Origin of the sequence: Sphingomonas sandaracina (assembly GCF_036663695.1) — a bacterium.
Taxonomy (GTDB): domain Bacteria; phylum Pseudomonadota; class Alphaproteobacteria; order Sphingomonadales; family Sphingomonadaceae; genus Sphingomonas.
Genome location: NZ_JAXOJK010000002.1, coordinates 686,568 through 712,656, shown reverse-complemented (window position 1 = coordinate 712,656; position 26,089 = coordinate 686,568). Strand labels below are relative to the sequence as shown.

General features: G+C 65.3%; 25 protein-coding genes, 1 tRNA gene and 1 pseudogene. 13 read left to right on the top strand and 14 right to left on the bottom strand.

The window, feature by feature from the left end:
• A complete protein-coding gene (locus U1707_RS08675; protein ID WP_332799667.1) occupies positions 1-897 on the top strand; it encodes a glycoside hydrolase family protein in 897 nt (298 codons plus the stop codon).
• 13 nt (positions 898-910) lie between these two features.
• On the opposite strand, the gene U1707_RS08670 is transcribed toward U1707_RS08675, so the two are convergent.
• The 5 genes from U1707_RS08670 to U1707_RS08650 form a co-directional block, all read right to left on the bottom strand.
• Positions 911-1,255: a thiol-disulfide oxidoreductase DCC family protein gene (locus tag U1707_RS08670; RefSeq protein WP_332799666.1), complete on the bottom strand. Its 345-nt coding sequence runs from the start codon at positions 1,253-1,255 to the stop codon at positions 911-913.
• Positions 1,252-1,791, bottom strand: a complete 540-nt coding sequence (locus tag U1707_RS08665) for a TspO/MBR family protein (RefSeq protein ID WP_332799665.1) — start codon at positions 1,789-1,791, stop codon at positions 1,252-1,254. Before U1707_RS08665 ends, U1707_RS08670 begins: the two co-directional genes overlap by 4 nt.
• Entirely contained in the window at positions 1,788-2,033 is a 246-nt protein-coding gene (locus U1707_RS08660; RefSeq protein WP_332799664.1) for a glutaredoxin domain-containing protein, read from the bottom strand. The genes U1707_RS08665 and U1707_RS08660 overlap by 4 nt, the downstream gene beginning before the upstream one ends.
• Before the next feature lie 14 nt (positions 2,034-2,047).
• Positions 2,048-3,055: a zinc-dependent alcohol dehydrogenase family protein gene (locus U1707_RS08655; RefSeq protein ID WP_332799663.1), complete on the bottom strand. Its 1,008-nt coding sequence runs from the start codon at positions 3,053-3,055 to the stop codon at positions 2,048-2,050.
• Between the two features lie 135 nt (positions 3,056-3,190).
• On the bottom strand, positions 3,191-6,391 hold the full coding sequence (locus tag U1707_RS08650) for a TonB-dependent receptor domain-containing protein (RefSeq protein ID WP_332799662.1): 3,201 nt from the start codon (positions 6,389-6,391) through the stop codon (positions 3,191-3,193).
• Between the two features lie 202 nt (positions 6,392-6,593).
• Here U1707_RS08650 and U1707_RS08645 point away from each other — a divergent pair, with 202 nt between their 5' ends.
• Positions 6,594-7,604, top strand: a complete 1,011-nt coding sequence (locus U1707_RS08645; protein ID WP_443025672.1) for a glycosylasparaginase — start codon at positions 6,594-6,596, stop codon at positions 7,602-7,604.
• A 55-nt stretch (positions 7,605-7,659) separates the two neighbouring features.
• Here the strand turns inward: U1707_RS08645 and U1707_RS08640 are convergent, their stop codons facing one another.
• The 5 genes from U1707_RS08640 to U1707_RS08620 all read right to left on the bottom strand — a co-directional run bounded on the left by U1707_RS08640 (position 7,660) and on the right by U1707_RS08620 (position 14,910).
• Positions 7,660-9,441, bottom strand: a complete 1,782-nt coding sequence (locus tag U1707_RS08640; protein ID WP_332799661.1) for a DUF885 domain-containing protein — start codon at positions 9,439-9,441, stop codon at positions 7,660-7,662.
• A gap of 16 nt (positions 9,442-9,457) precedes the next feature.
• On the bottom strand, positions 9,458-11,632 hold the full coding sequence (locus U1707_RS08635) for a prolyl oligopeptidase family serine peptidase (RefSeq protein ID WP_332799660.1): 2,175 nt from the start codon (positions 11,630-11,632) through the stop codon (positions 9,458-9,460).
• A 98-nt stretch (positions 11,633-11,730) separates the two neighbouring features.
• A complete protein-coding gene (locus U1707_RS08630; protein ID WP_332799659.1) occupies positions 11,731-12,723 on the bottom strand; it encodes a DUF2891 domain-containing protein in 993 nt (330 codons plus the stop codon).
• Positions 12,724-12,766: 43 nt separating this feature from the next.
• Entirely contained in the window at positions 12,767-13,228 is a 462-nt protein-coding gene (locus U1707_RS08625) for a YybH family protein (protein WP_332799658.1), read from the bottom strand.
• Entirely contained in the window at positions 13,228-14,910 is a 1,683-nt protein-coding gene (locus U1707_RS08620; protein WP_332799657.1) for an EAL domain-containing protein, read from the bottom strand. Before U1707_RS08620 ends, U1707_RS08625 begins: the two co-directional genes overlap by 1 nt.
• Positions 14,911-15,025: 115 nt before the next feature.
• On the opposite strand from U1707_RS08620, the gene moaA reads away from it, so the two are divergent.
• From moaA to U1707_RS08605, 3 genes are all read left to right on the top strand, one after another.
• On the top strand, positions 15,026-16,054 hold the full coding sequence (gene moaA, locus U1707_RS08615) for a GTP 3',8-cyclase MoaA (protein WP_332799656.1): 1,029 nt from the start codon (positions 15,026-15,028) through the stop codon (positions 16,052-16,054).
• Entirely contained in the window at positions 16,051-16,830 is a 780-nt protein-coding gene (locus tag U1707_RS08610) for an NAD kinase (RefSeq protein WP_332799655.1), read from the top strand. Before moaA ends, U1707_RS08610 begins: the two co-directional genes overlap by 4 nt.
• A 103-nt stretch (positions 16,831-16,933) precedes the next feature.
• Positions 16,934-17,008 (top strand) — tRNA-Asn (locus tag U1707_RS08605).
• Between the two features lie 357 nt (positions 17,009-17,365).
• Here U1707_RS08605 and U1707_RS08600 read toward each other — a convergent pair.
• Genes U1707_RS08600 through U1707_RS19030 form a run of 4 tightly spaced genes read right to left on the bottom strand, consistent with a single transcriptional unit; the run spans position 17,366 to position 21,447 of the window.
• Positions 17,366-20,242: a hypothetical protein gene (locus U1707_RS08600; RefSeq protein ID WP_332799654.1), complete on the bottom strand. Its 2,877-nt coding sequence runs from the start codon at positions 20,240-20,242 to the stop codon at positions 17,366-17,368.
• Complete coding sequence (locus tag U1707_RS08595) at positions 20,243-21,028, bottom strand: hypothetical protein (protein WP_332799653.1); 786 nt, start codon at positions 21,026-21,028, stop codon at positions 20,243-20,245.
• Positions 21,029-21,040: 12 nt separating this feature from the next.
• A complete protein-coding gene (locus U1707_RS08590; protein ID WP_332799652.1) occupies positions 21,041-21,307 on the bottom strand; it encodes a hypothetical protein in 267 nt (88 codons plus the stop codon).
• Complete coding sequence (locus U1707_RS19030; protein WP_443025679.1) at positions 21,307-21,447, bottom strand: YlcI/YnfO family protein; 141 nt, start codon at positions 21,445-21,447, stop codon at positions 21,307-21,309. The genes U1707_RS08590 and U1707_RS19030 overlap by 1 nt, the downstream gene beginning before the upstream one ends.
• A gap of 553 nt (positions 21,448-22,000) precedes the next feature.
• Between U1707_RS19030 and U1707_RS08585 the strand changes: the two genes are divergently transcribed.
• From U1707_RS08585 to U1707_RS19025, 8 genes and pseudogenes are all read left to right on the top strand, one after another.
• Positions 22,001-22,372 (top strand): hypothetical protein, encoded by a 372-nt coding sequence (locus U1707_RS08585; protein WP_332799651.1) that lies wholly within the window; start codon positions 22,001-22,003, stop codon positions 22,370-22,372.
• Positions 22,373-22,375: 3 nt separating this feature from the next.
• Positions 22,376-22,906, top strand: coding sequence for a hypothetical protein (locus U1707_RS08580; protein WP_332799650.1), 531 nt, complete (start codon positions 22,376-22,378; stop codon positions 22,904-22,906).
• Between the two features lie 3 nt (positions 22,907-22,909).
• Positions 22,910-23,875 carry a hypothetical protein gene (locus U1707_RS08575; RefSeq protein WP_332799649.1) on the top strand — a complete coding sequence of 322 codons (966 nt, stop codon included), beginning with the start codon at positions 22,910-22,912 and terminating at the stop codon, positions 23,873-23,875.
• 2 nt (positions 23,876-23,877) lie between these two features.
• A complete protein-coding gene (locus U1707_RS08570) occupies positions 23,878-24,321 on the top strand; it encodes a hypothetical protein (RefSeq protein WP_332799648.1) in 444 nt (147 codons plus the stop codon).
• A 1-nt stretch (position 24,322) separates the two neighbouring features.
• On the top strand, positions 24,323-24,544 hold the full coding sequence (locus tag U1707_RS08565) for a hypothetical protein (RefSeq protein ID WP_332799647.1): 222 nt from the start codon (positions 24,323-24,325) through the stop codon (positions 24,542-24,544).
• 1 nt (position 24,545) lies between these two features.
• A complete protein-coding gene (locus U1707_RS08560; protein ID WP_332799646.1) occupies positions 24,546-24,725 on the top strand; it encodes a hypothetical protein in 180 nt (59 codons plus the stop codon).
• Positions 24,726-24,780: 55 nt separating this feature from the next.
• Entirely contained in the window at positions 24,781-25,260 is a 480-nt protein-coding gene (locus tag U1707_RS08555; protein ID WP_332799645.1) for a hypothetical protein, read from the top strand.
• Positions 25,261-25,501: 241 nt separating this feature from the next.
• Positions 25,502-25,753: pseudogene (locus U1707_RS19025) on the top strand (hypothetical protein); the annotation flags it as partial.
• Between the last annotated feature and the right edge of the window lie 336 nt (positions 25,754-26,089).

Here is a 26,089-nt window from a genome sequence, read left to right as displayed (position 1 = left end):
ATGATCACCTACACGGTCGAACGGCTCGACACGGTCGCGATATCCGCAGGCTCGGTGGTCGACGGCATGGACCTCATGAGCCCCTTCGTATGGAAGGAAGGCAATCTACACCGGATCATGGTTCGCGGCGTTCCCGACCCGCTCGGCCCGCATGATCCGACCGGCGTCATCGCCCGCGGCGAAAGCCGCGACGGCCTGACCTTCACCATGGACCCGGGCCTCGCGATCGTCCCCGGGCCGGGTGCCGAGGATCTTGGCGGATGCGAGGACCCGACCGTCCTGGTGACGCCGGACAACGAATATCTGGTCTATTACACGGGCGTCGATGCAGCCCGCTCGCAGGGCTGCATGATCCTCGCCGCCGGGCGCGACCTCACCGCGCTGACCAAGCAGGATTTGGTCCTGAAAGCCCCGCCCGGCGAGGGCAACATCAAGGAGGCCACGCTCGCCCAGACCGACACGGGCGACTGGCGCCTCTTCTACGAATATGCAGCGGCCGGCGCATCGCGGATCGGCATGGCCTCCGGACCGACCGCGAAAGGTCCGTGGACCGTCCAGCCCGACCCGTTCGGCATCCGCAACGACAGCTGGGACAATTGGCATCTTTCGACCGGTCCGATCTGGCAGGTGCCAGGGGCCGATCCGGTCATGTTCTACAACGGCGCGACGCACGACGCACGCTGGCGGATCGGCTGGATCAGCTTCAGCCCGGATTTCGCCCGTGTGACCGGCCGCGGGATCGAGCCGCTGTTGCTGCCTCCGCCCGCGGTCAGCCGCGACGCGACCGATATCGCCTTCGCCGCCTCCACGGTCGCACACGGCGACCAGATCGCGCTCTATTATTCGCTCGAAGACCGGATGCTGCGCCGCGCCCTGATCGCTCAATACCAGCGCTGAGCCACAGGCCCCGTCAGCGCATCAGCGCCTGAAGCCTTGGGCGGACGCGGAGGAAACCCCGATACGTCCGCTCCAGCACCGCCAGCACAACAGGGTTTCGCGCGGCGAGGCCCAGCGGTCGCAGCACCGGGATCGCGCGCCACATCGCCGCGAATGCGGCCGCGCCCGAAACCATCCGGCCGTCTTCCGATGCGTGAAACCGTGCCAGCAAGGCATCGCGGTCGGCAGGACACGTCGTGCCGGGATCGCTCGCATCGACGAACTCGATCGCCCCGCGACGATCGAGCCGCCGCATCAACGCGATCTCGCGCCGACACAGCGGACAGGACCCATCGTGCCAGACCGTCAACCTAGTCATGACGCCGTCTTCGCCCCCTCGTCGTTGCGCGCCGAAATCCGTGCCGCCAACAGCGTCGCGAACCCGAGCCAGAGGACGAACGGAGCGCCGAGCGCGGCCGCCGGACGATCGACCTTCGCGGCGCTGGCGACATATGCGGCACCGCTCGCGATCATCGCGCCGGACACGATCGCACTGGCCTCGAGCTCGCGCTGGCGAAAGAAGATCTCGGTCCACGCACCGATCATGCCGGTGTTCAGCAGCCAGAGCCCTACCGCTGTATTGCGCGTGCGATCCGCGGGTTGGCGCAGCAGACGATAGCCGCCGACCGCCAACCCTGTTTCCAGCACCGGCCAGACCGCCCCGAACACCGCGTCGGGTGGCGTAAAGCTCGGCTTGTCCAGCCGCTTGTACCACCGACGGATCCGGGGGTGCGAAGGGTCCGGCGCATTGCGTCGACCGACCACCGCGCTCACGCCCAAAACGCCCGCGACGATCGCCACCGACGCCGTCCGCGACAGCCCCTTAGCCGTGGGATTACCTACGCTGTCGGTCATGACGCGAAATACCGCTCGAGATCGTCGCTGCCGCCAATCCGCTCGCCATCGATGAAAGTCTGCGGTGTCGTCGCAACCCCGTGTTCGGCCTTGAACGCATCGACCTCCTCGCGCGAACCCAGTATCCGGTCATCCACGTCGAAACCCTGCTCCTCCAGCATCGCCTTCGCCCGCACGCCGAACGGGCAAATGTGATCGGGCAGGACCATCCGGTAGAGTATCGCGCGTTTCGTATCGGCCATGTCCATCATCCTCTCTACCACTCGATCCCGATCTTGCCGAAATGCCCGCCGCTCTGTTCGAACGCGAACGCCTGGGCGAGATCGTTCAGCGCAAACCGCCGATCGATCACGGGGCGGATCCCTGTCGCCTCCAGCGCACGGACGAATTCCTGTTGCTCGCGCCGGCTGCCGACGATCAGCCCCTGGAGCCGCGCCTGCTTGCCCATCAGCGCAGCAGTCGGCACCTCGCCGCCGATCCCCGTCAGGACGCCGATCAACGAGATATGTCCCCCGACCCTGACCGCGTCGATCGATTGCGCCAGCGTGCCGGGGCCGCCGACCTCGACGACATGGTCGACGCCGATCCCCCCGGTCCACTCCGCGACCTTGCGGCCCCAGCCGGTTTCGGTCCGGTAGTTGATCGTGAAATCTGTGCCCAGTTCGCGCGCGCGCGCCAGCTTGTCGTCGGACGACGATGTGATCGCCACCTTCGCGCCCATCGCCTTGGCGATCTGCAACGCCCAGATCGACACGCCGCCGGTCCCGAGCAGCAGCACGGTATCCCCCGCCTTCAGCTTGCCGTCGACCACCAGCGCGCGCCACGCGGTTAGGCCGGCGGTCGTGATCGAGGCTGCCTCGACGAAATCATAGCCCTTGGGCGCCTTCGTGAACGCGGTGGCCGGCAGGACGACGTGGCTCTGCGCGAACCCGTCGATGCCGTCGCCCGGCGTGCGGCTGAAATCGCCGACGACTGGCGTCCCGTCCTGCCAGTCCGGAAAGAAACACGACACCACGTGGTCGCCAACGGCGAATTCACTGACGCCCGCGCCGATGCTCTCGACGATCCCGGCACCATCGGATAGCGGCACGCGGCCGTCCTCCGTCGGCATGACGCCGAGTGCAACGCCCAGATCGTGGAAGTTGAGCGAACTGCCGTGCAGCGCGACCCGGATCGCGCCTGGCGGCGGCGCACCTGGATCGTCCCGCTCGGTGCTTGCGATAGAGTTGAGACCCGCCGGGGATCGCAGCGTCATGACCTTCATATCGGCTCCTTCGGCGTCCTAACGCGCCGGCCCGCCGAACTGGCCCGAAATTACCGAGCGATCCTCATCTGCGTGCGCCCCACAAAAAAAGGGCCCGCCATCGCTGGCGAGCCCTCAGGTCGGGGAGAGGAAAGATCAGAACTTGATCGTCGTACCGATCGCGATGTTGCGACCGAGCGAGTCGTAGCGCGACGGGATCGTGTTGGTCCGTGCGAGCGCGACGCTGTACGAGTCCACAACGATCGGCGGATTCTTGTCGAACAGGTTGTTCGCGATCAGACGCAGCGAGAACTGCTTGGCGATCGCGAAGTTGAGCGCGAGATCGAAATAGCTCTGCGGCGCGACCCGGTAGTAGCTGGTCCGTGCCCGCGCGTCGGTGCCGCCGATCGCCGGATCACCCGAATTGTCCGCATTGGTCAGCGATCCGACATAGCGCCAGTTGAACGACGCGCTGAAACCGCGGCCGACCGTCGTGTAGGTCGCGCGCAGGCCGTGCGACCATTTCGGGATCAACTGGCCGCAGTTGTTGCCGTAATAGCCCGCGCAGTTGCGCTGCGGCTGGACCGGCGAGTCCTGGCCACCCGCAAACGTCGTCAACGACCCATTGAAGTTCCAGTCGATCTTGCCGACCGTCGCGAGGTCCATCGTATACTGCGCCTGGAAATCATAGCCGCGCGCGATCGACGTGTAGTAGTTGGTCGTGCCCTGCCGGATGAAGCCAGTCGTCGGGTTGGTGCTTGCGTTGGAGAACAACGTGCCCGTGCCCGGGTTACGGACGATGCCCTGACAGAAGAACGCGTCGCCGTTCGAACGCTGACAGCCATCCGTGTAGTAGCTGTAGTCGTTGAAGCCGAGCGAGTCGTTGATCTTGATCCGGTAGCGGTCGACCGAGAAGAACAGCCCACGGACGAACCGCGGCTTCACGATCAGGCCATAGGTCTGCGTGTAGGCGGTCTCCGGCTCGGCGGTGAAGCCACCCGAACGGACGGTGCACGCAGCCGAACCGTTCGGGGCCGTGCCGTTGCTGCAGAGCAAGGTCTGGCTACCATAGAGCGCGTCGGACAGACCGGTTGCCCGGCATACATCACGCGACGCGACCGGCGCGCCGTAGGTCACGCCATTCGGCCCATTGGTGACGGTCGGCGCACAGAAATCGTTGAAGGTGCCCGCACCGCCGGATGCAAAATCGATGTTCGCGGCTTGGCCGATTTCGGTGACCGTTGGCGCGCGCTGCGCCTTGTTGAACGAGGCGCGGAACGTCAGGTCACTGACCGGCGCGTAGATGCCCTCGACCTTCCAGGTGTTGAAGGTATCCGGATTGCTGCTGTACTTGGACAGGCGATAGCCGCCGTTGACCTGAAGCAGGTCGGCAAATCGCATATGCTCGACCAGCGGAACCTGAAGCTCGGCGTTCGCTTCCCAGACATCCTGCTTAAGATAGCTGTCGGTGCCTTGGCGGGCAGCGCGATACACAGCGTCAGCGGTCGATTTCAGCGTATCCTTGCGATATTCGGTCCCGAGCGCGATCGCGATACCCTGCTCGGCGAAAGGCGAAGTCACGCCGTATTTGCCGAGGTCGCCGGTGACGTTGGCCTGCACGTCGTACAGCGTGCCAGTGGTCACTGCCGTACCCTTGTTGAACAGATAGCTGACCAGAGCAGGATTGGTGTTGCCGGCGCTGAACGCGTCGAACGGGACGCAGGCGGCATCGGCGGTCGTGGCGCAGGTCGGCGCCGCCAGCGTACCACCGACGTTGACCGAATTCTGCAGTCGCGTCGAATTGATCAAGGTTGGCGTGTAGTCCTGATGGTTACGGGCATAGACACCGCCGACATCGTAAGTCCACGCGCTGCCGACCTTGCCGCGGATACCGGCCGTAAAGCGGGCACCGGTATTCAGATAACTGTCAGGCTGATCGTTGTTGTCACCGAGACGGTAGGCAAGATTGATCGGCACCATCGTGCCGGTGCCAGCGGCAGCGCCGCAGATCGCGGTGGCCTGCGTGCCGGACAGAAACGGGTTGTTGCAACTGACCTGAACCTTGCCCCCTGCGATCCCGGGATAGTTGGTGTACGATTTATCGCGGAACCAGATACCAGAACCGTACAGCTCGGCGTTGGGCGAGATGTCGAAGCTGACGAAGCCGCCGGCGTTGATCCGCTCCGAGGGACGCTGATAAGAGTAGTTGTTGAAATAGTTCGAGGCGTTGCCGGGGCCCGCGCCGAACGGGACGAAGGTGCGCGAACCATTGGGATTGTTGACATATTGCGCGTTCGCGTTGGCGCCTTCGAGCGGCGTGACGAGGCCACTGGTCGAACTGCTCGGCGTCAGGCCGCACGAGATCGGCGCGTTGAGGCTCGTCTGCGTCAGGTAACAGCCGGTGTTCGACCGATCCGACAGTAAGACCGGGTCGGTATGCTTGTAGTTGACGAACCCCGAAATCTTCAGCTTGTCGTCGAAGAACTTCTTGCCGGCGGTCAGCGTGAGGTCGGCACGACCGCCGTCGTTCGTCAGGCCACGGGCGCTGTTGAAGCCCGCGGCGCGTGCCAACGGCGACACGACCGTGTCCTTGTTGTTGTGGTTGTAGAAGTTATAGTTGCCGTCGAGCTGGATGCCCTCGAAATCCTTCTTGAGGATGAAGTTGACGACACCTGCGACCGCGTCCGAGCCATAGACCGACGACGCGCCACCGGTCAGCACGTCGACGCGCTCCAACAGCGTCGCGGGGATGATCCCGACGTCCTGGCCGTTCTGCGTGCCGATGCGCTTGCCGTCGATCAGGACCAGGGTCCGCTCGAACCCAAGGCTGCGCAGTTTGATCCGCTGGCGGCCGTCCGAATCGGCATAGGTCTGTTGGCTGTCAGGCGCGACCTGCGGCAGCCGGTTCAGCACGTCCTCGACGTTGACCGCCGCCTGCGCGCGAATGTCCTGCGAAGTCACCGAAGTAATAGGCGCGGCGGAGGTCGTGTTGGGACGCTGGATGCGCGATCCGGTGACGACGATCGACTGGTTCGCCTGGCTATCCGTGGCGACGGCTGCGGTTGCGGTGGTCGCGTCGGCCTGGACCTTCGCCTGGGCAGGCGTGTTCGCATCGGCCTGGGCCGGCGTGACGGGGTCGGCCTGCGCCGGAGCGACCGGGGCGGCCTGAGCCGGAGCGACCGGGGCGGCCTGCGCCGGAGCGGCCGGAGTCGCCTGGGCCGGGGCGACCGGAGCGGCCGGGTCGGCCTGCGCTGGGGCGGCCGGATCGGCGGGGGCAACCTGTGCCAGCACCGGCGTGGCCCAGATCATGAGCGACCCCACGAGCGCGACACGCGATACCGAATGACTGAAATTCATATCCTACCCCTTTGACCGACAGCGCCGCAAACGCCCGCGCAGTTCCTCCCGACACGCTTGATCAGATAATTGGTTCCGTCAATACCTATGCAATACCTTTATGGAACATTTACGATGAAATGTTGCAAATACGTGTCACCTCTTGGCGGCCTGCTGCGTCCTGCGTAGCATGCACGACAATTGCCCGATGGAGGATCGACCGTTGACGACAAGGCGCGCATTGCTGGCAGGTCTGGGGACCTGCGGAACTCTAACGCTGGCCGCCTCCTACGCGCAGGGGGCCGGCGCTCACGCAGCTGCGACCACGGGGGCGATGATCGTCTCGACATGGGATTTCGGCGCGGCGGCAAACGCGGCGGCGTTCGCCAGGCTCGGTGCGGGCGGGACGCTGATCGACGCGGTCGAGGCTGGTGCGATGGTTCCGGAGGCGGACCCGTCGAACCACAGCGTCGGCTATTCCGGCTACCCCGACCGAGACGGCCACGTAACGCTGGACGCCGTCATCATGGACGATGCCGGCGGGGTCGGAGCAGTCGCCGCGCTGGAGAATACGATCCACGCGATCTCGGTCGCGCGGCGCGTGATGGAACGGACTCCGCACACGTTCCTGGTCGGCGAAGGTGCGACCCGGTTCGCGCGCGATCAGGGGTTTCCCCAGCAGTCGCTGCTCACCCCTGAGTCCGAAAAGGCCTGGCGGGACTGGCTCAAGACCGCGAAATACCAGCCCGAAGCCAACAGCGAAAACCGCACGCGCACGCCCGGCGGCGCGCTCGACCACGATACGATCGGCTTGCTCGCCCGCAGCGCCGACGGCCGCCTCGCCGGCGCCTGCACGACATCGGGAATGGCATTCAAGATGCGCGGTCGCGTCGGCGATTCGCCGCAGGTGGGCTCGGGGCTCTATGTCGAGGCCGGCGTCGGCGGCGCGACATCGACCGGCCTCGGTGAGGAAGTCACGCGGGTGGCGGGATCGGCCCGCGTCGTGGCATCGATGCGGTCCGGCGCCTCGCCGCAAAAGGCCTGCGAGGAGGTGGTACGCCATATCGCCCGGCTCCGCGGCGATGCCATTCGCGGCGTGCAGGTCGGATTTCTCGCGCTGGACCCGAACGGCAATGTCGGCGCCTTCTGCCTTCTCCCGGGGTTCACCTACGCCGTAACCGACGCGCACGGCGCGACCAAGGTGCTCAAGGCCGCGTCCCTGTTCCAGGCATGACGTCGTGGCGGGCAATACCAATCCCGCCACGACAGCACCTCTTACGCGATGCCTGTCAACCGATCGGCAGGTCGAACAGCAGTTCGCGGACGTAGCGGACTGGCGGCGAACCGTGGTTCAGCAGCGCGTCGTTATACCGCTTCAAATCGAAGGCGGCGCCCTGCCGCTTCATCGCCTCCGCGCGCAGCGCCATATGCTCCGAATAGCCGGTGAAATAGCTGAGCAACTGCGTCGAGCCCAGCGACGCGCGGACCCATTTGCCCGCCGCCTCGCGCTCCTGCTGAAACGCCGTGTGCGTCATAAGCTGCATCGCCTGCTCGCGCGTCATGCCCTCGGTATGGATGCCGATGTCGAGCAGCGAGTTCGAGATCGAACGCAACCGCATCTTGAGCACGGTCAGCTTGAACAGCGGGTCGCCGTTCAGATAGCCCTGGTCCGCCATCATCCCCTCGGCATACACCGCCCACCCCTCGATGAACGGCCCCGAACCGAGCACCGCCCGCAACGTCGATTGCGTCGCATTGGCGTGCGCCAGCTGCAGGAAATGCCCCGGCATCGCCTCGTGCACGGCCAGATCGTGGATCATGTAGTCGTTATATTCGCTGAGGAACGACGTCGCCTGCGCCTCGGTCCAGTCGTCGGGAACCGGCGACACCGCGAAGAACGTGCCGAGGTTCTTCTCCAGCGGGCCCGGTGAATCGCAATACGCCACCGCGACGCCCTGCTGGAACTTCGGCATCGTAATGATCGCCACCGGACCGTCGGGCATGCCGATCAACCCCTTCGCCCGGACGAACGCCGTCGCCTCCGCCAGCGCCTTGGTCGACGCGGCGATCATGCCGTCGCGCGCCGGACGCTTGGCGTAGGTGAGTTCCAGCGCGAGCTGGATCGCGGCCTGTTGCTGCGCTTCGGACGGCGTGTCGGGGAGGAGCAGAGCGCCCTGCTTGGCCCCGAATATCTGCCGCGCGATGGCGTACATCTGGGCGCGCGTGTCGACGATCGCGACCCGCGCGCGCCGCTTGATCTCGCCACGCGTCAGATCGGACTGCAGGGCGAAGCCGAGCTTCCTGTCATACAGCGCCGCGCCAAGCCGGAAGTCGCCTTTCGCGCCGGGCACCAGCGTCTTGTCGAGCCAGACCTGATGCTCGGCCACCGCCGTCTTCAGTGTCGCCAGCGCGGCATCGAACCGCTTGGCATCCGCCGCGGACAACTCTCCGCGGTGCGGCGCGAGCATGCTCTGCGCGATGTCGACGATGCCGCTATTCTGCTTGGCCACCGTCGTCGCGTAGATCGACGGCACGCGGGCAACCACGATGTTCGCGCGAGCCTGCGCCAGCAACGCGGGCAACGCCTCCATTCGCGCGGTCGCCGCTTTCAACCGCTGCGGCCATGGTGCGAAATCGCGCTCGGCCAGCGAATACAGCGAACTGCCGGCGATATCGTTGTAAACCTGCGGATCCCACGCCCAGCCGCCAAGCGCTTGGGCATCCCAGATGTCGTAGCGCAGCGCATTGTCGAGCAACGCCGCATCGACCTGCTGCTCGCGCGACAACGCCTTGCGGTCGATCCGCTGCAAGTCCGCCAGCATCGCCTTCGAAAACGCCTCGCGCTTCGCACGCCCCGCAGCGGACATGTCGGTGACCTGCGTGTCGAACCGGTGATCGCCAAGCCCGGTCGCCGACGACGGGTTGAGCCGCGCAAGGCCATCGACATAGCGCGTCGACAGCGCCGCGAACGACGACGCCTGCGCGACCTCCGCCGCGAACACGGGGGCCGGAATCGACAGGACGGGCAGCACCAAGATTACGGCGTCGAGCAAGAAACGGAAATTACGCATCATGGATTCCTGACGATCAGCGCTGTGGCGCAGTAGCGAGCTGGCCGTTGAGATAGACCGTGACGAGCGCGGCGCGCTTGGCATCCTCGATCCGGTCGGCGCCGGCCGCATGACCGCCTTCGGGGTTCTCGTAATAGAAGAACGGATCGCCATACGCCTCCATCCGCGCCGCGAATTTGCGGGCATGGCCGGGATGGACGCGGTCGTCTTCGGTAGAGGTGTAGATGAACGGCGTCGGATAGGTCACGCCGCGCTTCAGGTTCTGGTACGGCGAATAGCGCGAGATGAACGCCCAGTCCGCCGGCGTGTCGGGATTGCCATATTCGCCCATCCAGGACGCGCCGGCCGACAGGTGCGAATAGCGCTGCATGTCCAGCAACGGCGAACCCATCACGATCGCGCCGTACAGGTCGGGCCGCTGCTCCATCGCCACACCGACCAGCAGGCCGCCGTTCGACCGGCCCGATACCGCGATCTTGCGCTTGGCGCTGACCCCGGTCCGCACCAGGTCGTCGCCGACCGCGTGCAGATCGTCATACGCCTTTTGCCGGTTCTCGCGCAGCGGAGCCTTGTGCCAGCGCGGACCATATTCGCCGCCGCCGCGGATGTTGGCGAGGACGAACGCGTTCCCCTCCTCGACCCAGAACAGACCGGCGGGTCCCGACCGATAGGGCTGACCGACGAGGTAGGTCGGGGTCTGCGCGTTGCGGAACCCCCCATAGGCATGCACGAGCGCGGGAACGGGCCCGCCCCCGGATCCTGGCGTGCCCTTCTTGCGCACCAGGAAATACGGGATTTTGGTGCCGTCCTTCGACGTCGCGAACCGCTGCTCGACCTGCATCGTCGACGCGTCGAACCGTGCGGGCAGCGTATCGACGGCGACCGGCGTCGCGTTCGGGCGGACCGCGTACAGCGCGGGCGGGCTGAGGAATCCCTCGACCATCGCGAAGGCCAGATCGTCCGTGCCCGCGGTCGCATCCAGATGGATCGTCGACGCGGTCGGCAACGCGGCGACCGATTGCGTCCAGACCCCATCCGCGCCGCGCGTCAGCGCCACGAGACGCCCGGATACGTCGTCGAGCATCTTAACCCACAGCACCGACTTGCTCGCATCGACCTGTTCGACCGCCTGTGTCGCGCTCGGCACCAGCACGCGCTCGATCGTCGGATCTTGCCCCGCGAGCACGTCGGCGATCCCATACGCGATCACCGCGCCCGCCGGCACGCCGCGCCAGTCGGAGGCGAGCGTCGCGATCAACCGCCCGTCGAGCACGGTGTTGATCACCGCGTCGTCGGGCAACGGCGACGGCACCAGCCGGCCGTCGTCGGCGACGTGGCTGCGCTTCGCATGGAAGAAATCGACGTTGCGCGATACCAGGGCATAGCGCCGATCGCCTTCGGTGAAGACGGTCGTAGCGATCCCGACATCGCTCTGCGCCGCACTCGCGATTTCGGTCGCAGCGGTCAGCGGCGTGCCGCGTCGCCACAGCTTCGCGGTACGCGGCAGGCCCGACATGGTGAGGCTGTCGGGGCCGAAATCGGTCGCGACGTACAGGGCATCCGGCCCCGCCCAGTTCAAGCCGGTCTTGAACATCGGCACGACGAAGCCGTCGGCGACGAACTTGCCCGACGGAATGTCGAACTCCCGCTCGACCACCGCATCGCCGCCGCCATTCGACAGCGCAACCATGCAGCGATCGTATGAGGGCGATCGACACGTTGCGCCCTTCCATACCCAGCTCTTACCCTCGGCCTTGCCGAGCGCATCCACGTCGATCAGCGTCCGCCACACGGGCTTGCCGCTACCGAACGACGCGAGCGAGGCGACTCGCCACAGCCCGCGCGGGTTGGTCCTGTCCTGCCACAGGTTCAGCACCTGGCCGCCGACGATCTGGTCGGGCGTCGCGATCTGACGGTCGTCCTGCAACAGGTCGAGCGCACGTTGCCGATAGCGCGCATAGCCCGGCTTCGCCTCCAGCGCCGCCAGCGACCGCGTATTCCACCGCTTGACCGTACCCAGCGCGCGTGCGCCGTGAATATCCTCGAGATACGCGTTGGGATCGGCCGCCGTCGCTTTGGCAGAAGTCGGGGCCGAAGCCGGGGCCAATGCGGGGGTCGGAACGGGCGTCTGCGCCAGCGCGGTCGTGGAAAGGGCCAGCAGGGCCAGGAACGGCAGGCGTTGGTGCATCATCACTCTTTCTTCGTTCGATGACGCGACCTTAGGCAGCACGGTCCGCTCTGCTAACCCCTCCCCGCACAAATCGGTGGAATGCCCGCATGCCGCCCCGCTCAGACGGAACCGGCCTCCAGCGCCAGCAACGCGAACGTCGCCAGCCAATGCTCCCCCATATAATCGTCGGCGAGATGCGGCAGCGCGTCGGCCAGATGCGCGTCGGCGATCGCCCGCGCCGCTTCCGGGTCGGGCATCGCGGCCGCCAGCGCTCGCCAGTTCCAGGCGCGCGACAGATTCAGGCCGTCGAGATGCGCGAGCCGACCGTCGCTGCGGTCGCTGACGACGGCGGGGACACGCAGGCACGTCGTCGCCGCCCCGAACGGATCGGGCATGAACGCCGCCAGCCAGCCGCCAAAATCGTCACCGAGCACCGCCTGCATCAGCGCCGCCTCGCACAGCGTCGCCGACAGGAAATCCTCGCCGCTCGGCTCGAACGGCCGGCAGTCGCGATCGTCGCCATACCATTCGCGGGCGCGCGTCTCGATCAGCTCGGCAAGCGCAGCGTCGTGCGTCCTCGCCCAGCGCAGCGCATGGACGAGCGCGAAGGCGGTGCAGTCATGCTTGCCGCTGCGCACCGGATAGAGGAGCTTGGGCAGATACGCGGCGAACCGCGCGGCGAAGGCGCGGGCGAGCGGCTCGACCGCCGTCGCCCACGGCCGATCGGGCCGCAATGCGAGTTCGTCGTGGAGCGCGAGCAGCCAGCCCCAGCCATAGGGCCGTTCGAACCCGCCCGTGCCCGGCCGGTCCAGATACGCGACCTCGCCGGCGATCAGCGTCGGGACGAGCATGCGATCGGCGAGCGTCTCGATCGCAGCGGCCTGCGCGATGTCGGGAAACAGGCGCGCGAGCCGCATGACCTGCCACCAGCCATGGACGCAGCTATGCCAGTCGAAACTGCCATGGAACACCGGGTGCAACGCCTTGGGCACCGCAAGGTCGCCGGGCCCGGACAGCACCTGGTCGAGCTTGTACGGCCATTCGCGCGTCAGATGCCCCAGCGTCAGATCGGCGAACCGCGCCGCCGTCGCGGGATCGAGCGTGTTGGTCATGTCGTCACCCTTTGAGCGGCATGGTGGCGCTGCATGTCGTGCATCAGCTGCTGTGATCCGCGATGATCTGCCACGCCCCGCCATGCCGTTCGAAGACCAACGTCGTCATCCCGCTTTCCGTCGTTGACGCTCCGCTCAGCGTCCACCGCGCGAACAGCATCGCATGGCGCGGGTCGATCCCCCGCATCTCCAGGAACGCGAACGACAGGCTGCCGCGGACATTGCCGACGCCGCTGAAGCTCGGCTGATATTTCGCGGAGATCGCCGCCTTGCCGCGCAACAGCCCCTTGGGCGTGACGAATATCGCATCGTCGGCATACACCGCCATGAACCGCGTCAGATCGCCCGTATTCCACCCCGCCGCGCTCGCCATCATCGCCTCGCGTATCGCGGTCTCGGCTGAAACACGCGAGGGCTTGGCGGCGGGTGCGGCGACTGGGGCAGCAGCAGCGGGAACTGCCACTGCCGCAGTTATCATCACGATCGGCATCATCAGCGCACGCATCATTCTTTCCCCACCAGGTCGAGCAGCGCCGCCTCGCCGACGGGCTCCGAAAACAGATAGCCCTGGTACAGGCCACAACCGCCCGCGGCGAGCAGTTCGAGTTGCGACGGTGTTTCCACCCCTTCGGCGATGACCGCCAGGCCAAGCGACCGCGCCATCGTGATAGCGCCCGCCACCACCACCCGGTCGCGGGCCGACCCGTCGATATCGCGGACCAGCGCCTTGTCGATCTTGACGTAATCGAGCGGCAGCGACTTCAGATAGGCAAGGCTCGAATAGCCCGTGCCGAAGTCGTCGATCGCCACCCGGCACCCTGCCCCGCGCAGTTCCGCCAGCAGCGCCGACGCCGCCGCCAGATCCTCGATCAGGCCGGTTTCGGTAATCTCGACGGTCAACCGGCCGCGTGGAAAGCCGCTGTCGTCGACCCGCGCCAGAAACAGCGCCGCGAACCCCGGCCGCGTGATGTCCGCCGCGGTCAGGTTCATCGACACCCGCAAAATGCTCAGCGCGGTCGGCCAGGCCGTCGCGCGCGCAAGGACCAGCCGCTGGATATGATCGGACAATGCGATCCCCAGGTCGGCGCGATCGGCGGCATCGAACAGCGTATCCGCACCCAGCGGCCCCAGCGTCGGGTGGCTCCAGCGCGCCAGCGCCTCGACACCGGTGATCCGGCCGCTCGCGATCTCGACCTGGGGTTGCCAGCGCAGGTCGATCTCGTCGCGTTCGATCGCGTGATGCAGGTCGATCGCCAGCGCGTCGATCGGCGCGACTCCGTCGGGCAGCGCGACGTGCAGCACCGATCCGTCGCTCGCCTTCGCTTCCGCCAGGGCTTCGCTCGCCCGGCGCAACAGCGCGGCCGCGTCGTCGCCCGGCTGACGCTGCGCCACCCCGAACCGGCAACCGAGCACGGCGCGCGTATCCGCCACCGCGAACGGCCGCGCGAGGGCCGCATCCAGCGCGGTGATCGCGGCCGTCACCGCTGCACCCGACGCCTCGATCACGAACGCGAACTCCGATCCGCCAAGCCGGGCGACCATCGAATCCACGTCGATCGCCGCGTGCGCGATCGTCTCGGTCCGCCGCACCGCCGTCTCGATCAGCGCGTCGACCATCGGCCGACCATGCGCCGCATTGACGATATCCAGCCGCGACAGCGACACCAGCACCACCGCGACCGGGCAGTCGGCGGCGATCCGCCCGATGATCCAGCGGCGTACGTCGCCGGTTTCGCGGTCGTAGAGCGATGCGCCGGGGATCCTGCGTCGGTCGACCACGCTGCCGGACGCGCGGACCGCGTGGCGCCCGGCAAAGCGCAGTGCCTGGATCAGTTCGCTGTCCGTCGCCGGGCTGGTCAGGAATTGTGTCGCACCTGCATCGAAGAATTCGCCGATCGCCTCGACGTCGCCGCGCGACACCAGCACCAGCAGCGCGGCGCCGTTGGTCGCGACCAACCCGCCCAGGGCAAGCGCCGCCGCTACCCCCTCGTCGAGTGCGCCACGCGCGTCGATCAGCGCCACCGCTGCACCACTGGCGAGAAAGCGGCTTTCGATCGCCACGGCATCGCTGACCACCGATGCATGCCAGTCCGAACCCGCGCCGGCGCCGGCCAGTATCCCCGCGATCTCCTCGCGGTGACGGAACGATATCGCGAACAGCGTCGTTGCCGTCTGTATGTCTTGCATAACCGTCGCACCCCACCCCACCGGTGCGAGCCTAGCCGCCGCGTCGCTGCCCGCCAATCCACTACAGTCCGGTTCGGCCTTGTTCGGGGACCCACCCGCACTTAGCTCGGAGACTATGATCCAGACCGCCAATGCCTTGCCGACCCTTCCGGCGCAAAAGCCGTTGCGCGATACGCACGGCCGCACGATCAAGTATCTCCGGATTTCGGTCACCGACCGATGCGATCTGCGGTGTCGCTACTGCATGTCCGAGCAGATGACGTTCCTGCCCCGCGCAAAGTTGCTGAGCCTCGAGGAGATCGCGATCATCGCGGAGCGGTTCATCGCCCGCGGCGTGACCAAGATACGCCTGTCCGGCGGCGAGCCTTTGGTGCGCCGCGACGTCGCCGAACTCGTCCAGCGCCTCGGCCACAACATCGGCAGCGGTTTAGAGGAACTGACCATGACCACCAACGGCACGCGTCTCGCACAGCATGCCGAGGCGATGGTCGATGCCGGTATCCGACGCGTCAACGTCAGCATGGACAGCCGCGATCCGGAGCGCTTCCGCTACATCACGCGTCATGGCGATGTTGGGCAGGTGATCGGCGGAATCATGGCGGCGCGCGATGCGGGTCTGGCGATCAAGATCAACATGGTCGCCTTGAAAGGCTTCAACGAAGACGAGATCGCACCGATGCTGGCATGGTGCCGCAACGAGGGTTTCGACCTGTCGCTGATCGAGACGATGCCGCTCGGCGCCATCGACGAGGATCGCACCGATCGCTTCCTGCCGCTGACGCACGTCTTCGAGGAGCTTTCGGGTGCTTTCACGCTGGCTCGCGATGCGCACAAGACCGGCGGGCCGGCGCGCTACTGGAACGTCGATGGCACGCGTACGCGGCTCGGATTGATATCGCCGCTGACGGCGAACTTCTGCGACGGCTGCAACCGCGTCCGCCTGACGACCGAGGGCAAGCTGTATATGTGCCTCGGCCATGACGATCAGGTCGATCTGAAGGCGGCGCTTCGCGAGGGCGGCACCGCCGGGCTCGACGAGGCGATCGATGCCGGCCTCTTTGCCAAGCCCAAGGCGCACGACTTCCGCATCGGTGTCGGCGAACGCCCGGCGGTATCGCGCCACATGAGCGTTACTGGAGGATGAGCCGGTTCGAGCGGCTGGCCTTGGTCGCGTCCACGACACCCCCTGCCCGCGCCGCCCAGGATCAGCTTGCCGATCTGCGCGACTGGGTCTCGGTCGACGATGCCGACGTGATCATCGCGCTCGGTGGTGACGGCTTCATGCTGCAGACGCTCCACGCCATGCTGGAACGCCGCAAGCCACCCGTACCGGTGTTCGGCATGAACCTCGGGACCGTGGGGTTCCTGATGAACGAGTGGCGGCATCACGGCCTGATCGATCGCCTGGACCGGGCAAAGCCGTTCAAGGTCGTGCCGCTCACCATGACCGCGGTCGGCGTCGATGGCCGGACCCATACCTTGCCGGCGATCAACGAGGTCTCGTTCCTGCGCGAGACCCGCCAGACCGCCAATCTAGAGATAACGGTGAACGAGCGCATCGTCCTGCCCGAACTCGCCTGCGACGGCATCCTCGTCGCCACGCCCGCCGGCTCGACCGCGTACAATCTCTCGGCACACGGCCCGATCCTGCCGCTGGGCTCGGGGATGATCGCCCTCACCCCGATCAGTCCGTTTCGTCCCAGGCGCTGGCGCGGCGCGATCCTGCCCGACAAGGCACGGATCGGCGTACGCGTCCTCGATGCGGGCAAACGCCCCGTCTCCGTGGTCGCCGACCAACGCGAAATCCGCGATATCGCGCGGGTCGACATCTGCATGGACCGCGCGCGCGAACTGACGTTGATGTTCGACCCGGAGCACGCCCTCGACGACCGCATCACGATGGAGCAGTTCATCTCCTGACGGCCGTCACCGGGCCCGAGCCAGCCGCGAAAGTTTACGGATTTGCGACGAAACCTGCTTGCATGATCCGGAGGGCCAGTTATAGAGCCGCCCTCGGCAACGATCCCTGATAGCTCAGCGGTAGAGCTCTCGACTGTTAATCGAGTGGCCGTAGGTTCGAATCCTACTCAGGGAGCCACCGACACCGCATTAAGGTGTTGGTATTGCTAGGAAAAGGCGGATTTAAAAAATCCCGTTCCCTCCATAGATACCACCAACGCTTGCGAACAGTGGCGGAAGTCGAGCGCCCGGCTGGCTTGATCGCGAATCATTAGGCTTGCATCGAGCGCGCGGCGGGTGCCATCGGTTGAGCGAACGATGCGGCGTGTTCGTCGGCATCACCACCGGGGGTTTCGAAAATGCGTTGGCGGGTTTCAATCGGTGCGGCGGCGGCGCCCGCCAATGCCGCCGCACCTACCCCCGCGCTAGACAGCTATGCGAAGACCACCCTTGGGGCGGGCCATTGCGCACGCTGAATATCGCCCCTCCGGCCCGCTCACTGTTGCGCCCCTTGGGTTGGGGCTTGCTGTTGGCTGTTCTGCCCCTGGACTATCTGAGCGGGTGTAGCGCCTTCCTGCGCTGCGACAGTTGCGGGCGAACCCATAAGCATATCGCGAAGCCGCGTCTGGATACCGAGAACATCCTGCGCAATGGCGGGCTCGGACTTGGCAACGCGCGTTAGCCGCTCGACCCAAGCTCGAGACGCCGCCGGGGTTGCAGCACGTGGTGGCCGGGCCAACCAGCGAGCGAACCGCGGCGATGCTAGGACGCGACCCCCACCGTTCTCAGCCGCCAGCGCCGTCCCGAGAGTCGAGAAGTTCCAGATAGCGGAAAGGTTACTTACTGCCCCTGCCGAGTTGGAATGGTTGGCGAACTTCTGCGACTGCTTGGCCTCGCGAGCGTAGATAGCCAAGTCATTGAGCGCCGCACGCCCCTCAGGCCCGAACAACGTATTCTTGGCGCGCTCGCCAATCTCGTTCCAATTCGTCAGAAACGTCGAGAGGGAGAATACCTCGCCCGCTTCGTCTTGGTTGCCCTTGGTCGCCATGCCCATCCGCTGGATAAGCGACGCCCGCACCACACCTTGCTCATGCGGGGGAAGCGCGCCGACGAAACCCGCGAACCGGCGGTTATTGCCAGCCATCGCGGACTTCAGACCTTGCACGACCTGTTCGCCCGACTTCATGCCAGGGCCACTCGCGTCCCCCAAGATGGGCGCAAGATGATCGTCCATGATTTGCAGGCGCTCACGCCATGCGCGGTCCGCTACACGGTACAAGCGTGCCGCCGCGTCCAACCCCTGCGATCGCAGCCCGTTCACCATATCGTCGGTCGCGGCGTCGATCACTCGACCGGCCACACGTTCCAAGTTCGAGCCGCGTAGCCCCGCGTTCTCGAATTGCTCGCGGAGTTGTGATCGCGCCTCACGAAGACCGCGGATCGACTGCGGGTTGTCCAAGGCATCGAGCAAGCCCTGGAGGATCGGGACACCCGGCCCTTGCACTGGCGACTCCAGCAGCGGGGCCAACTCCTGATCTAGGACCCGTCGCGCTGCGGGAGTGTCGACACGAGCCTGTCCGCCGAGGGATGCGGCGCGCTCATAGATGCGGCCGATACGAGCACCCGTGCGAGCAATGAACGTCTGCGCTCCAGCTCGCGCGGTTTCCCCCGCCTCTTCTATGCCCTGCGGCGTACCGATCGCGGAGGCCACACGGTTGCGGACCGCTTCGGCGCTGTTGAGCGTGCGTTGAGCGCCAGCGCGGATAGGACCAACGCCGCCCATCGTCTGCGCTACCGCGCCAGTTACCGAACGAACCCCGGATCCCCCGACGTCGGCGGGGAACGGGACAATATCTTGACGGCCCGCGGCCTCAAGCGCCTCTTGCCCCGGTGAGAGCGCTGGAGCGCCCCCCCTTGCCGCCGCAGCGCGACGGGCCAGCAATGCGCCGCCGCCGAGCGAGAGAGCGCCCGCAGCAACGCCGCCGACCGCAGCGCCGCCTACGCCCGCGGCGACCCGTTGGCCTAACGAGCCGTCAGCGTTGCCCAAGGCATAAACGCCACTGATACCAGCGCCCTCCATTGCCGATCGCATGGCAAACGTCCGGTTGGCCTGCATAACGGCAACTTCACGCCCAAGGCCCTGTCTGATTGCCGCGACACCAGCCGCACGCGATGCTGCTCGAGCGCCTGCAAACTCGACCCCGCCAAGCGGAAGTGAGCCGAGGATAGCGCCTGCCGTATAGGCCACCGGGTTGTTCTGCTCGACGAACGCGCGCTTGCCGTACTCTTCATCGAGGTTGCTGGCGAACGTGCTTTGCGGGTCGGAAAGCGTATCAATACCGGCGGCAATCTCCCGGCTGAACGGGATGTTAGAGACAACGCCGCGCCCCACCGCTCCAACGGTCCCATCGCCTGGATCGATCGGCGCCACCTCGGCCTTGTCGTAGCTGACACCGATCCGCTCCGTGCCGCCCTTCGCGTAATAGTCCGCGATCTGCTGCGCATTGGCATCGGGCAGGACGCCGGCGCCAAGCGTGTCGTAATACTGCTTCAGCTGTGCCGCGTTCGGCTTGGTCAGCGAGAACTGGTAAAGCTTCTCCTGCACCTCGGGCGACAGCTTCGACACACCCGCAGCGAGTTGCGGGCCATCGCCGTTGAACTGCACGTCGCCGCGACTGTCAGGGCCGCTCGGAGGGGTCGGACCAGCCGGGGGCTCGCCTCCAGTAGCAGCCGAGGCGGCGGCGGCACCAGTCGCACCGGCTGGCTTCGCCGCATCGGTCGCGCTTGCCGCATCGGGCGTAGCGATCGCGCCCAATTCAGGAGCGTACTCGCCAGCCAATGCAGAGATCGAATCCCCGTTATAGCCCTGCGCTTGCAGGAACTTGGTCGAGCGCTGCAAAGCCTTCTGGACGAGGCTACGGCGCGTCGTCAGGTTGCGGCGTATTTCCTTCGGATCCATTGAAGGCGAGATGGTTGTCGCTTCGTAAGCGGCCTTCTCCGTATCGGTCAGCGCCGAGCCGAACAGCTTGTTGCGGATTTGGTTATCGTTCGACTTGAACGAGGCCCACCAGTCGCGCTGCCCCTCGCTGCCGAAACCGCTATAGAGCCCTTGGACGGTGTTCTCTAGACCGCCCGTGACGGTGTTGCCGCCGAAGTCGTCCTTAAAGCCGTTGAGGGCGTTCGTGAGGCCCGCATAGGTTTCGACCTGCGGCGAATACTTCTTCTCCGCCCATTGCGGGATGGCCTTTCCGCCGCCCTTCGCGTCGATCCCCAGGGCCGACCGCACGCCCTTCACGCCTAGCGATTTGCGAATGTCCGCGGGTACCGCAGACGGGTCGGTGATGGTTTCCCAACCGTCCTCTTGCTCAGCCATTTAGCGCTTCCTCCGCTGTAACTTGCCGTCCGGACCAATCCGGTATTCATAATTGCCAGAGCCCCCGCCGCCGCCGCCAGCGGCCTTGCGATCGGCGCGGTCGGCCGCGCGCTCAGCGCGAGCGCTTGCCGCCTCGCCGCGTGCTATAGTGGCGTCTGCGCGGCGCTCATTTAGGTTCAAGGCCCGATCCTGGCGCTCATTGTCCGCGCGCTTGTCGTCAGCTTTTCCACCAACGCCCAGCGTTTCCATGATGCCCGCCGCGTGGTCGGTCCCGACGAGCCCCGCCATCGCATAAGACAGATAGGCCGTAGCCTCTTTCGTCTTACCGGCTTTAATCATGTCGACCGCCGCTTGTGTGTGAGACGTGTCAACGCCGCTGTTTTTAAGGCCTGTGATCCGCTTCTCGAGGCCTGATGCCGCCAAGTCGGGATTGCCAGCAGCGAGCGCGCCAATCGCGGAAAATCCGGATCCAACTAGATCCTGTTTCGCTGCCGTCGTATAGCTGTTGCCCGCCCTGTAGATTTGATCGGACAGATCGGGATGGTTCAAGCCAAGGTTGCGCAAGTTGCCGGGCGTTGGGTCAGCCTTGTATGCTTCGACGTCGGCTAGATATGCCGCATGCTCTTGCTGATTGACCGTGAACTGCTCGCGAGCAAGCTGCACCGTCTTGTCTTGCCGTTCGCTATCAGCCTGGATGTTTTGCTTCGCTTGGCGTAGCTGAAGGCCCTGCATGAGCGGGCTAAAGTCCAACTTCGCCTGCAACGAACCGTAGTCAATCGGACCCATAGCCCTATCCTCTCAATGCAATGTTGGTTGAATGGGAGCGCCGGGCACGCCGAGAATTACAGAGGCGCAAGCTATGCCCTTGCCGGTGCGAAGGTCCGGCCCGCCGTCCATACCTATCTCAACGATAAGCAACGCCGCCTCTTCCGGCGAAAGGTCGACGCGCTTGCACACGGCTTCCGCCAGCCAGCAGAGCGTCAGATAGTCGGCAAGGTCGCCGCGCTCCTCTTCCACCCGCTCGGCATCGGCCCAGACTTTCGCGACGTGTTCGAAAACGTCCACTAGGCGTTCAATTCGCGGCGGATCGCAGCGCGCACCAGTTCCGACAGGCTCATGCCCTCGCTCTGAGCCCGAGCCGCAGCGCGCTCCCGTAGAGCGGGGTTCACTCGCACCTTTACCAAATCACTATGGACACCAGCCATCATAACCCTCCGTTACGGGTATCTAGATACCACAACGGGGCCACAAGACGAAGGACAAACGGCGCCCGCGCGCTGGATTAAACACCGGACTCAAGCGCGTTGGATAGGGACCGCGGCGATCGTGCCGGGAGCCGATCGAGAGGGGACTTAGCGGACTAGACGCACGCCAGGACCACCGCGCGATGATGCGCCATCGCTGGCGATAAACTCGACCCCGGCATCTTCTAAAGCGCGCTGGATCGCGTCGAGGTTATTGCGCACGGGAACGCTTAGACCGCCCTCGAAACTTCGGACGGTCGAGGCCCCGACCTTTGCAGCCTTGGCTAATTCGGCCTGAGTAAGACCGACGAGACCGCGACCGGCGCGGCATGTTGCTGGGGTTATCATGGGCTGCTGATACAGCGCTTACGTACAAGGGCAACGATTTTTGTTGACCACCCCCTGTGATGCGTGGATAACGACAATAGTTAACGAGGCAACTCGCTAGCGGCCGAACGGGGAAATTGGACCTTCCCACGCTCGGCCTCACCAGACGATCGGGAAAGGATCGAACATGGCTACACAGCCCCTTAGCATCGGTGCGTCCGTTGCTGCTACCCCACACTTGGCGCTCGTCGCGCTGACCACGCCGTCCCGCTGGACCGCAGACCCCCGCGCCATGAAGCTGCTGGCATCGTGCGCAGCGCTTCCCCCCGTCATGCTCGAGCAGCGCAGCCGCTACGGCAACGCGGTCGACCGCTGGACGGCCTTCGCAGGTTACCGCGTCGAGGCGTTGGAGGCGATCCGCATGGAGATCGGCGAGCGCCTGTTGCAGGCATACCACCAGCAGGGACCGGACGCTTACGAGCCGTTCCGCGACTGGTGCGAGCAGCCGAACGCGAGCGACGCCGTTGCCGCCATCCTGACCTCCAGCACGGAGCATTGAGCGATGGTGACCAAGCCCAACACCCCCGCCGCGGTTTCGCCTGCCACTCCGTTTCAGGTTGCCGAGGCGCATTACCGCCAGATGCAGGTAGCCATCAACAAGCCCGGCAGCACCGACACGGATAGGAAGGCGTTCCTCGAGGCTGTTGATCTTATCGACGCCGCGCCGACTAGCAGCTTGGAAGAGTTTGCCCGCTCCTTCATCATCGCGATGGACGATGGCGAAAGCCTTCCGATCGAGAGCACGCTTGATCGGCTGCTTGCCGACGCCCGCCGCCTCGTAACGTCGCGGTTCGAAACGCTCCGCCTCGAATATGCCGAGCTGAACACGGCCCGCCATCTTAGCGAAGAAGGTTGCGCCCGCTCGAATGCGATCGAAGGCCTAATGGCAAATGAGCCGTGCGAATCGGTTGCCGATGCCCGCGCCAAGCTCCGCTTCATAGCCGACGCCGACAAGTTCGGGGTCAGACTCGACGGCGAGGAAGCCGCGCAAATCGCGACCGATGCAGCCCTTTACCTCGCACCGGAGGCTTGAGCCGTGGCCAACATTATCACCACCACCGTTTCCCCCGTCCTTGCTGCCCTGTTCGTTGCTGAAGACGCGGCGCGCATCGTTGCCGAGACGCACCAGTGCGACGACAACGACAACGCGCGGTGCCTCGTTCAGTACGAGATCGCGCACCACCCCGCAGCAACCGCAGGCGATCTAAGTGCCAAGCTGACTTTCATGCTGGAGCAGCAGCTGGGCGACGGCATGGATTGGTTGCCGACCATTCTTGAAGACGTGCAACGGATCCGGTCAACGACCGTCGCCGGCACCGACAAGGCAATCTTGGACGCATTTGACGCGCGCAGCGCAGACCTCGCGGCCAATTATTTCGTTTACGACATGACGAGCGATCAAGAGGACGCCTATTTCGCGCGGCTCAACGCGCACGAAGCGGTAATCTCCGAGACCCCGGCCAGCACCGTCGCCGGCATCGTCGCCAAGCTGCGCATCGACTTCATGCATCGCGTTGCGACAGCATGGTCCGATCATGCCATTATGGATACATCAGGGCCGGAGTTCACCGAGGGATTGGCTGAAGCAGATACGCTAACCCGGAATGCGTGGGCCATCATCGAAAACCTAGCGCGTTTGGGCGGTGCATCTCTTACCGCCACCCCCAATTGGTCCGAAGCGCTGAAGCTCTACGAGCAGAGGACGGCGGATAACGTCGTGGCGCTGGCGGCGTTCAACGTTGCGGAAGCGGCCCGCGAGGATGACCCCCACGTCGAAGCCACGCAGGCCTATGTCCACGCAGAAGCTCGCCTTGATGAAACCTCCGTTGCTCAGTGCGACGCGATACGCGCTCTGATCATGCCGTCCGCACCGAGCTTGTCGGCGCTTCTCGTCAACATGCAGATCGCGCTCGACACCGGGATGATCGCTTGCATCGATCTGAACAACGCGCTGGCGACCGACCTGCGTCGCTTCAGCAACTACACCAATCAGGAGGCTTGAGCATGACTACGCACACCACCCGCCGCGCCCTGATCGGTGGCGCTGGCCTCTTCGCTGTCGCCGGTGGCCTCGCGATCACGTCGCAGGCCAAGGGAGCATTCCTTCCGGCTGTCGACCGCACAGCTTGGGACCAGGCATTTAAGGCCATGACGGAGGCGAATGCCGCCTATGACACCGCCGAGGCTTGGTATGATCGCGCCGACACCGAAGGCACGGCCACCGATGCGATGTACAAGGAATACGAGCGTTATGGCGAGGCTCAGTATGAGACGACGTGGGCGCTGTTCGCAATACCCGCACCCGACCACGCCGCGCTCTTGTGGAAAACGGAATACCTGTTCGGAGACGATATGGGGGCGAGCGGGTCCAGCCCGTCTTGGGCTGCGCACGTCATGGACTGGTATATGGCCGACCAGCGCCGCCTCCTTGGTCCGGTTGCGCTCTGACATGGCCATCGAAACCAACCGTACCGCTATCGGTACAGCGGCCCGCGCTGTCATCGACGCGCTCGAGCCTTGGTATGACTGGGGCAAGATCGGCGTGGAGCGCATGGAGTCACTACGCCCAGGCAAGACCGCCACCGACGGCGAGGTGCGGTTTTTCGAACTGCAATGGCTCGGCATCCACATCGCCTTCCAGATAGGCCGCACGCCGAAGGAAGCCCGCTAACATGGTAACCCAACTCAACCAGGGGGCGACGCGGTCCGTCCCCACCTTCGCCCCCGCGGCATGGCTCAGCGCCTTTGTGTCGATCGGCGGCGGCTATGCCCTCGCGTCTGATCGCAAGCTAGGGCTGGTCGTCGAGATGTGCGCCTGGCGGAAACACGCAGAGGAAGCGTGCGTCGCCTAAACTGGACTACGGCGCCGACGGATGCTCTGGTCGCCGCTGTCCAACGGAGGCGTTCATGCGATTCTTTGAAGCGGTAGATGGCAACCTGTACCCGATTGCCAAAGTCGTAAAGCTCAGCCCGCCGGCCGGAGCCAGCAAGCAAGACATGATAAAATCTTGGTTCGACGAGGGGCAGGCAACCCTCGAAGACGGCCTGACGGTCGGGGTACATTACGGACAAATCGAGATGATCAGGTCCGAGACCACTCACTTCGCATCCGCCGCCACCGACACCCACATGCTGACGTACCGCGGGAATGACGACACCGTTTTCCGTGATACGGTGGTCGGATGGGCAATCGACGGACGAGGTGAAGTGCAGCCGGTGCTTGCATCCGGGATTGGCTACACAAGTCCAACATCGGCTGTCTTAATGCCCGACGGTTCCGTGTCGAACGATTGTGCAAGCTGGCCGTCCGAGGACTCATGGCGCGCTTATGCAATCGAAGCTGAGATTGAGACCGGTAGCCCCGCCGCCGCCGATGAAAGCAAATGAAAGCAATGTCGGAATTCCAATAACGGGGCGCCCTACCGGAGACGGCGGGCGGCTCATCGCGAGTCCGGACCACTGCACTTGTAAGCTGGCCAGATGGGGCGCGGACTGCCGGCTCTCAGTTCGGAGGGCTTCAGGTGAGTCGCGACTTTCGAGGGAACCACGATGAGTAGTGCCCATCGCATCTTGCAAGCGCGCCCGACCGGAACGGGGTAAGTCAAAAGTGACCGGCGCCCGCCCGATTATGCACGAGGCTCGTCTCGCGATGCTCGCGAGCGGCATGACAGATGGTGCGATTGCGAAAAGCAGCGGAGTGAGCAGGTGCTCGGTGGCCCAGTGGCGCACACGGCATGGTCTCCCGCCCAGCGTTGGCCGGAATAAGCCCCTAGACCCGGGGGAGGATACGAAGCGTCGTGAGCTGTACGAACAGGGCTTAGGCGACCAGTCAATCGCTGCGGCACTCGGAATGACACCACGGGCAGTTTGGAAATGGCGGCGCCGGTCAGGGTTGGCTTCAAACTCGGATCGCGCGGTGCGGATTAAAGATCCGCGGGTTGCCGTCGCCACGCCCGAGACCCGTGCTACGTGCTACCGGCTGCTCCGGCGGAACGTTACTACGAAGGTCGTCTGCGCAATCTTCAAGCTCGCAGCCTCCACAGTACAGCGCTGGCGCAGCGAAGTGCTGCGGGCAGAGCCGGGCCTTAGACGACGAAGTACAGCGCAGAAAATGCGCCCTCGTGCCACGAACGGCCGACTGTATTCGCGGCTGCCGCCGGAACGCCTGAGAGAGGCTTTCGAGCTATACGCTCTGGGGCACAGCGACGTAATGATA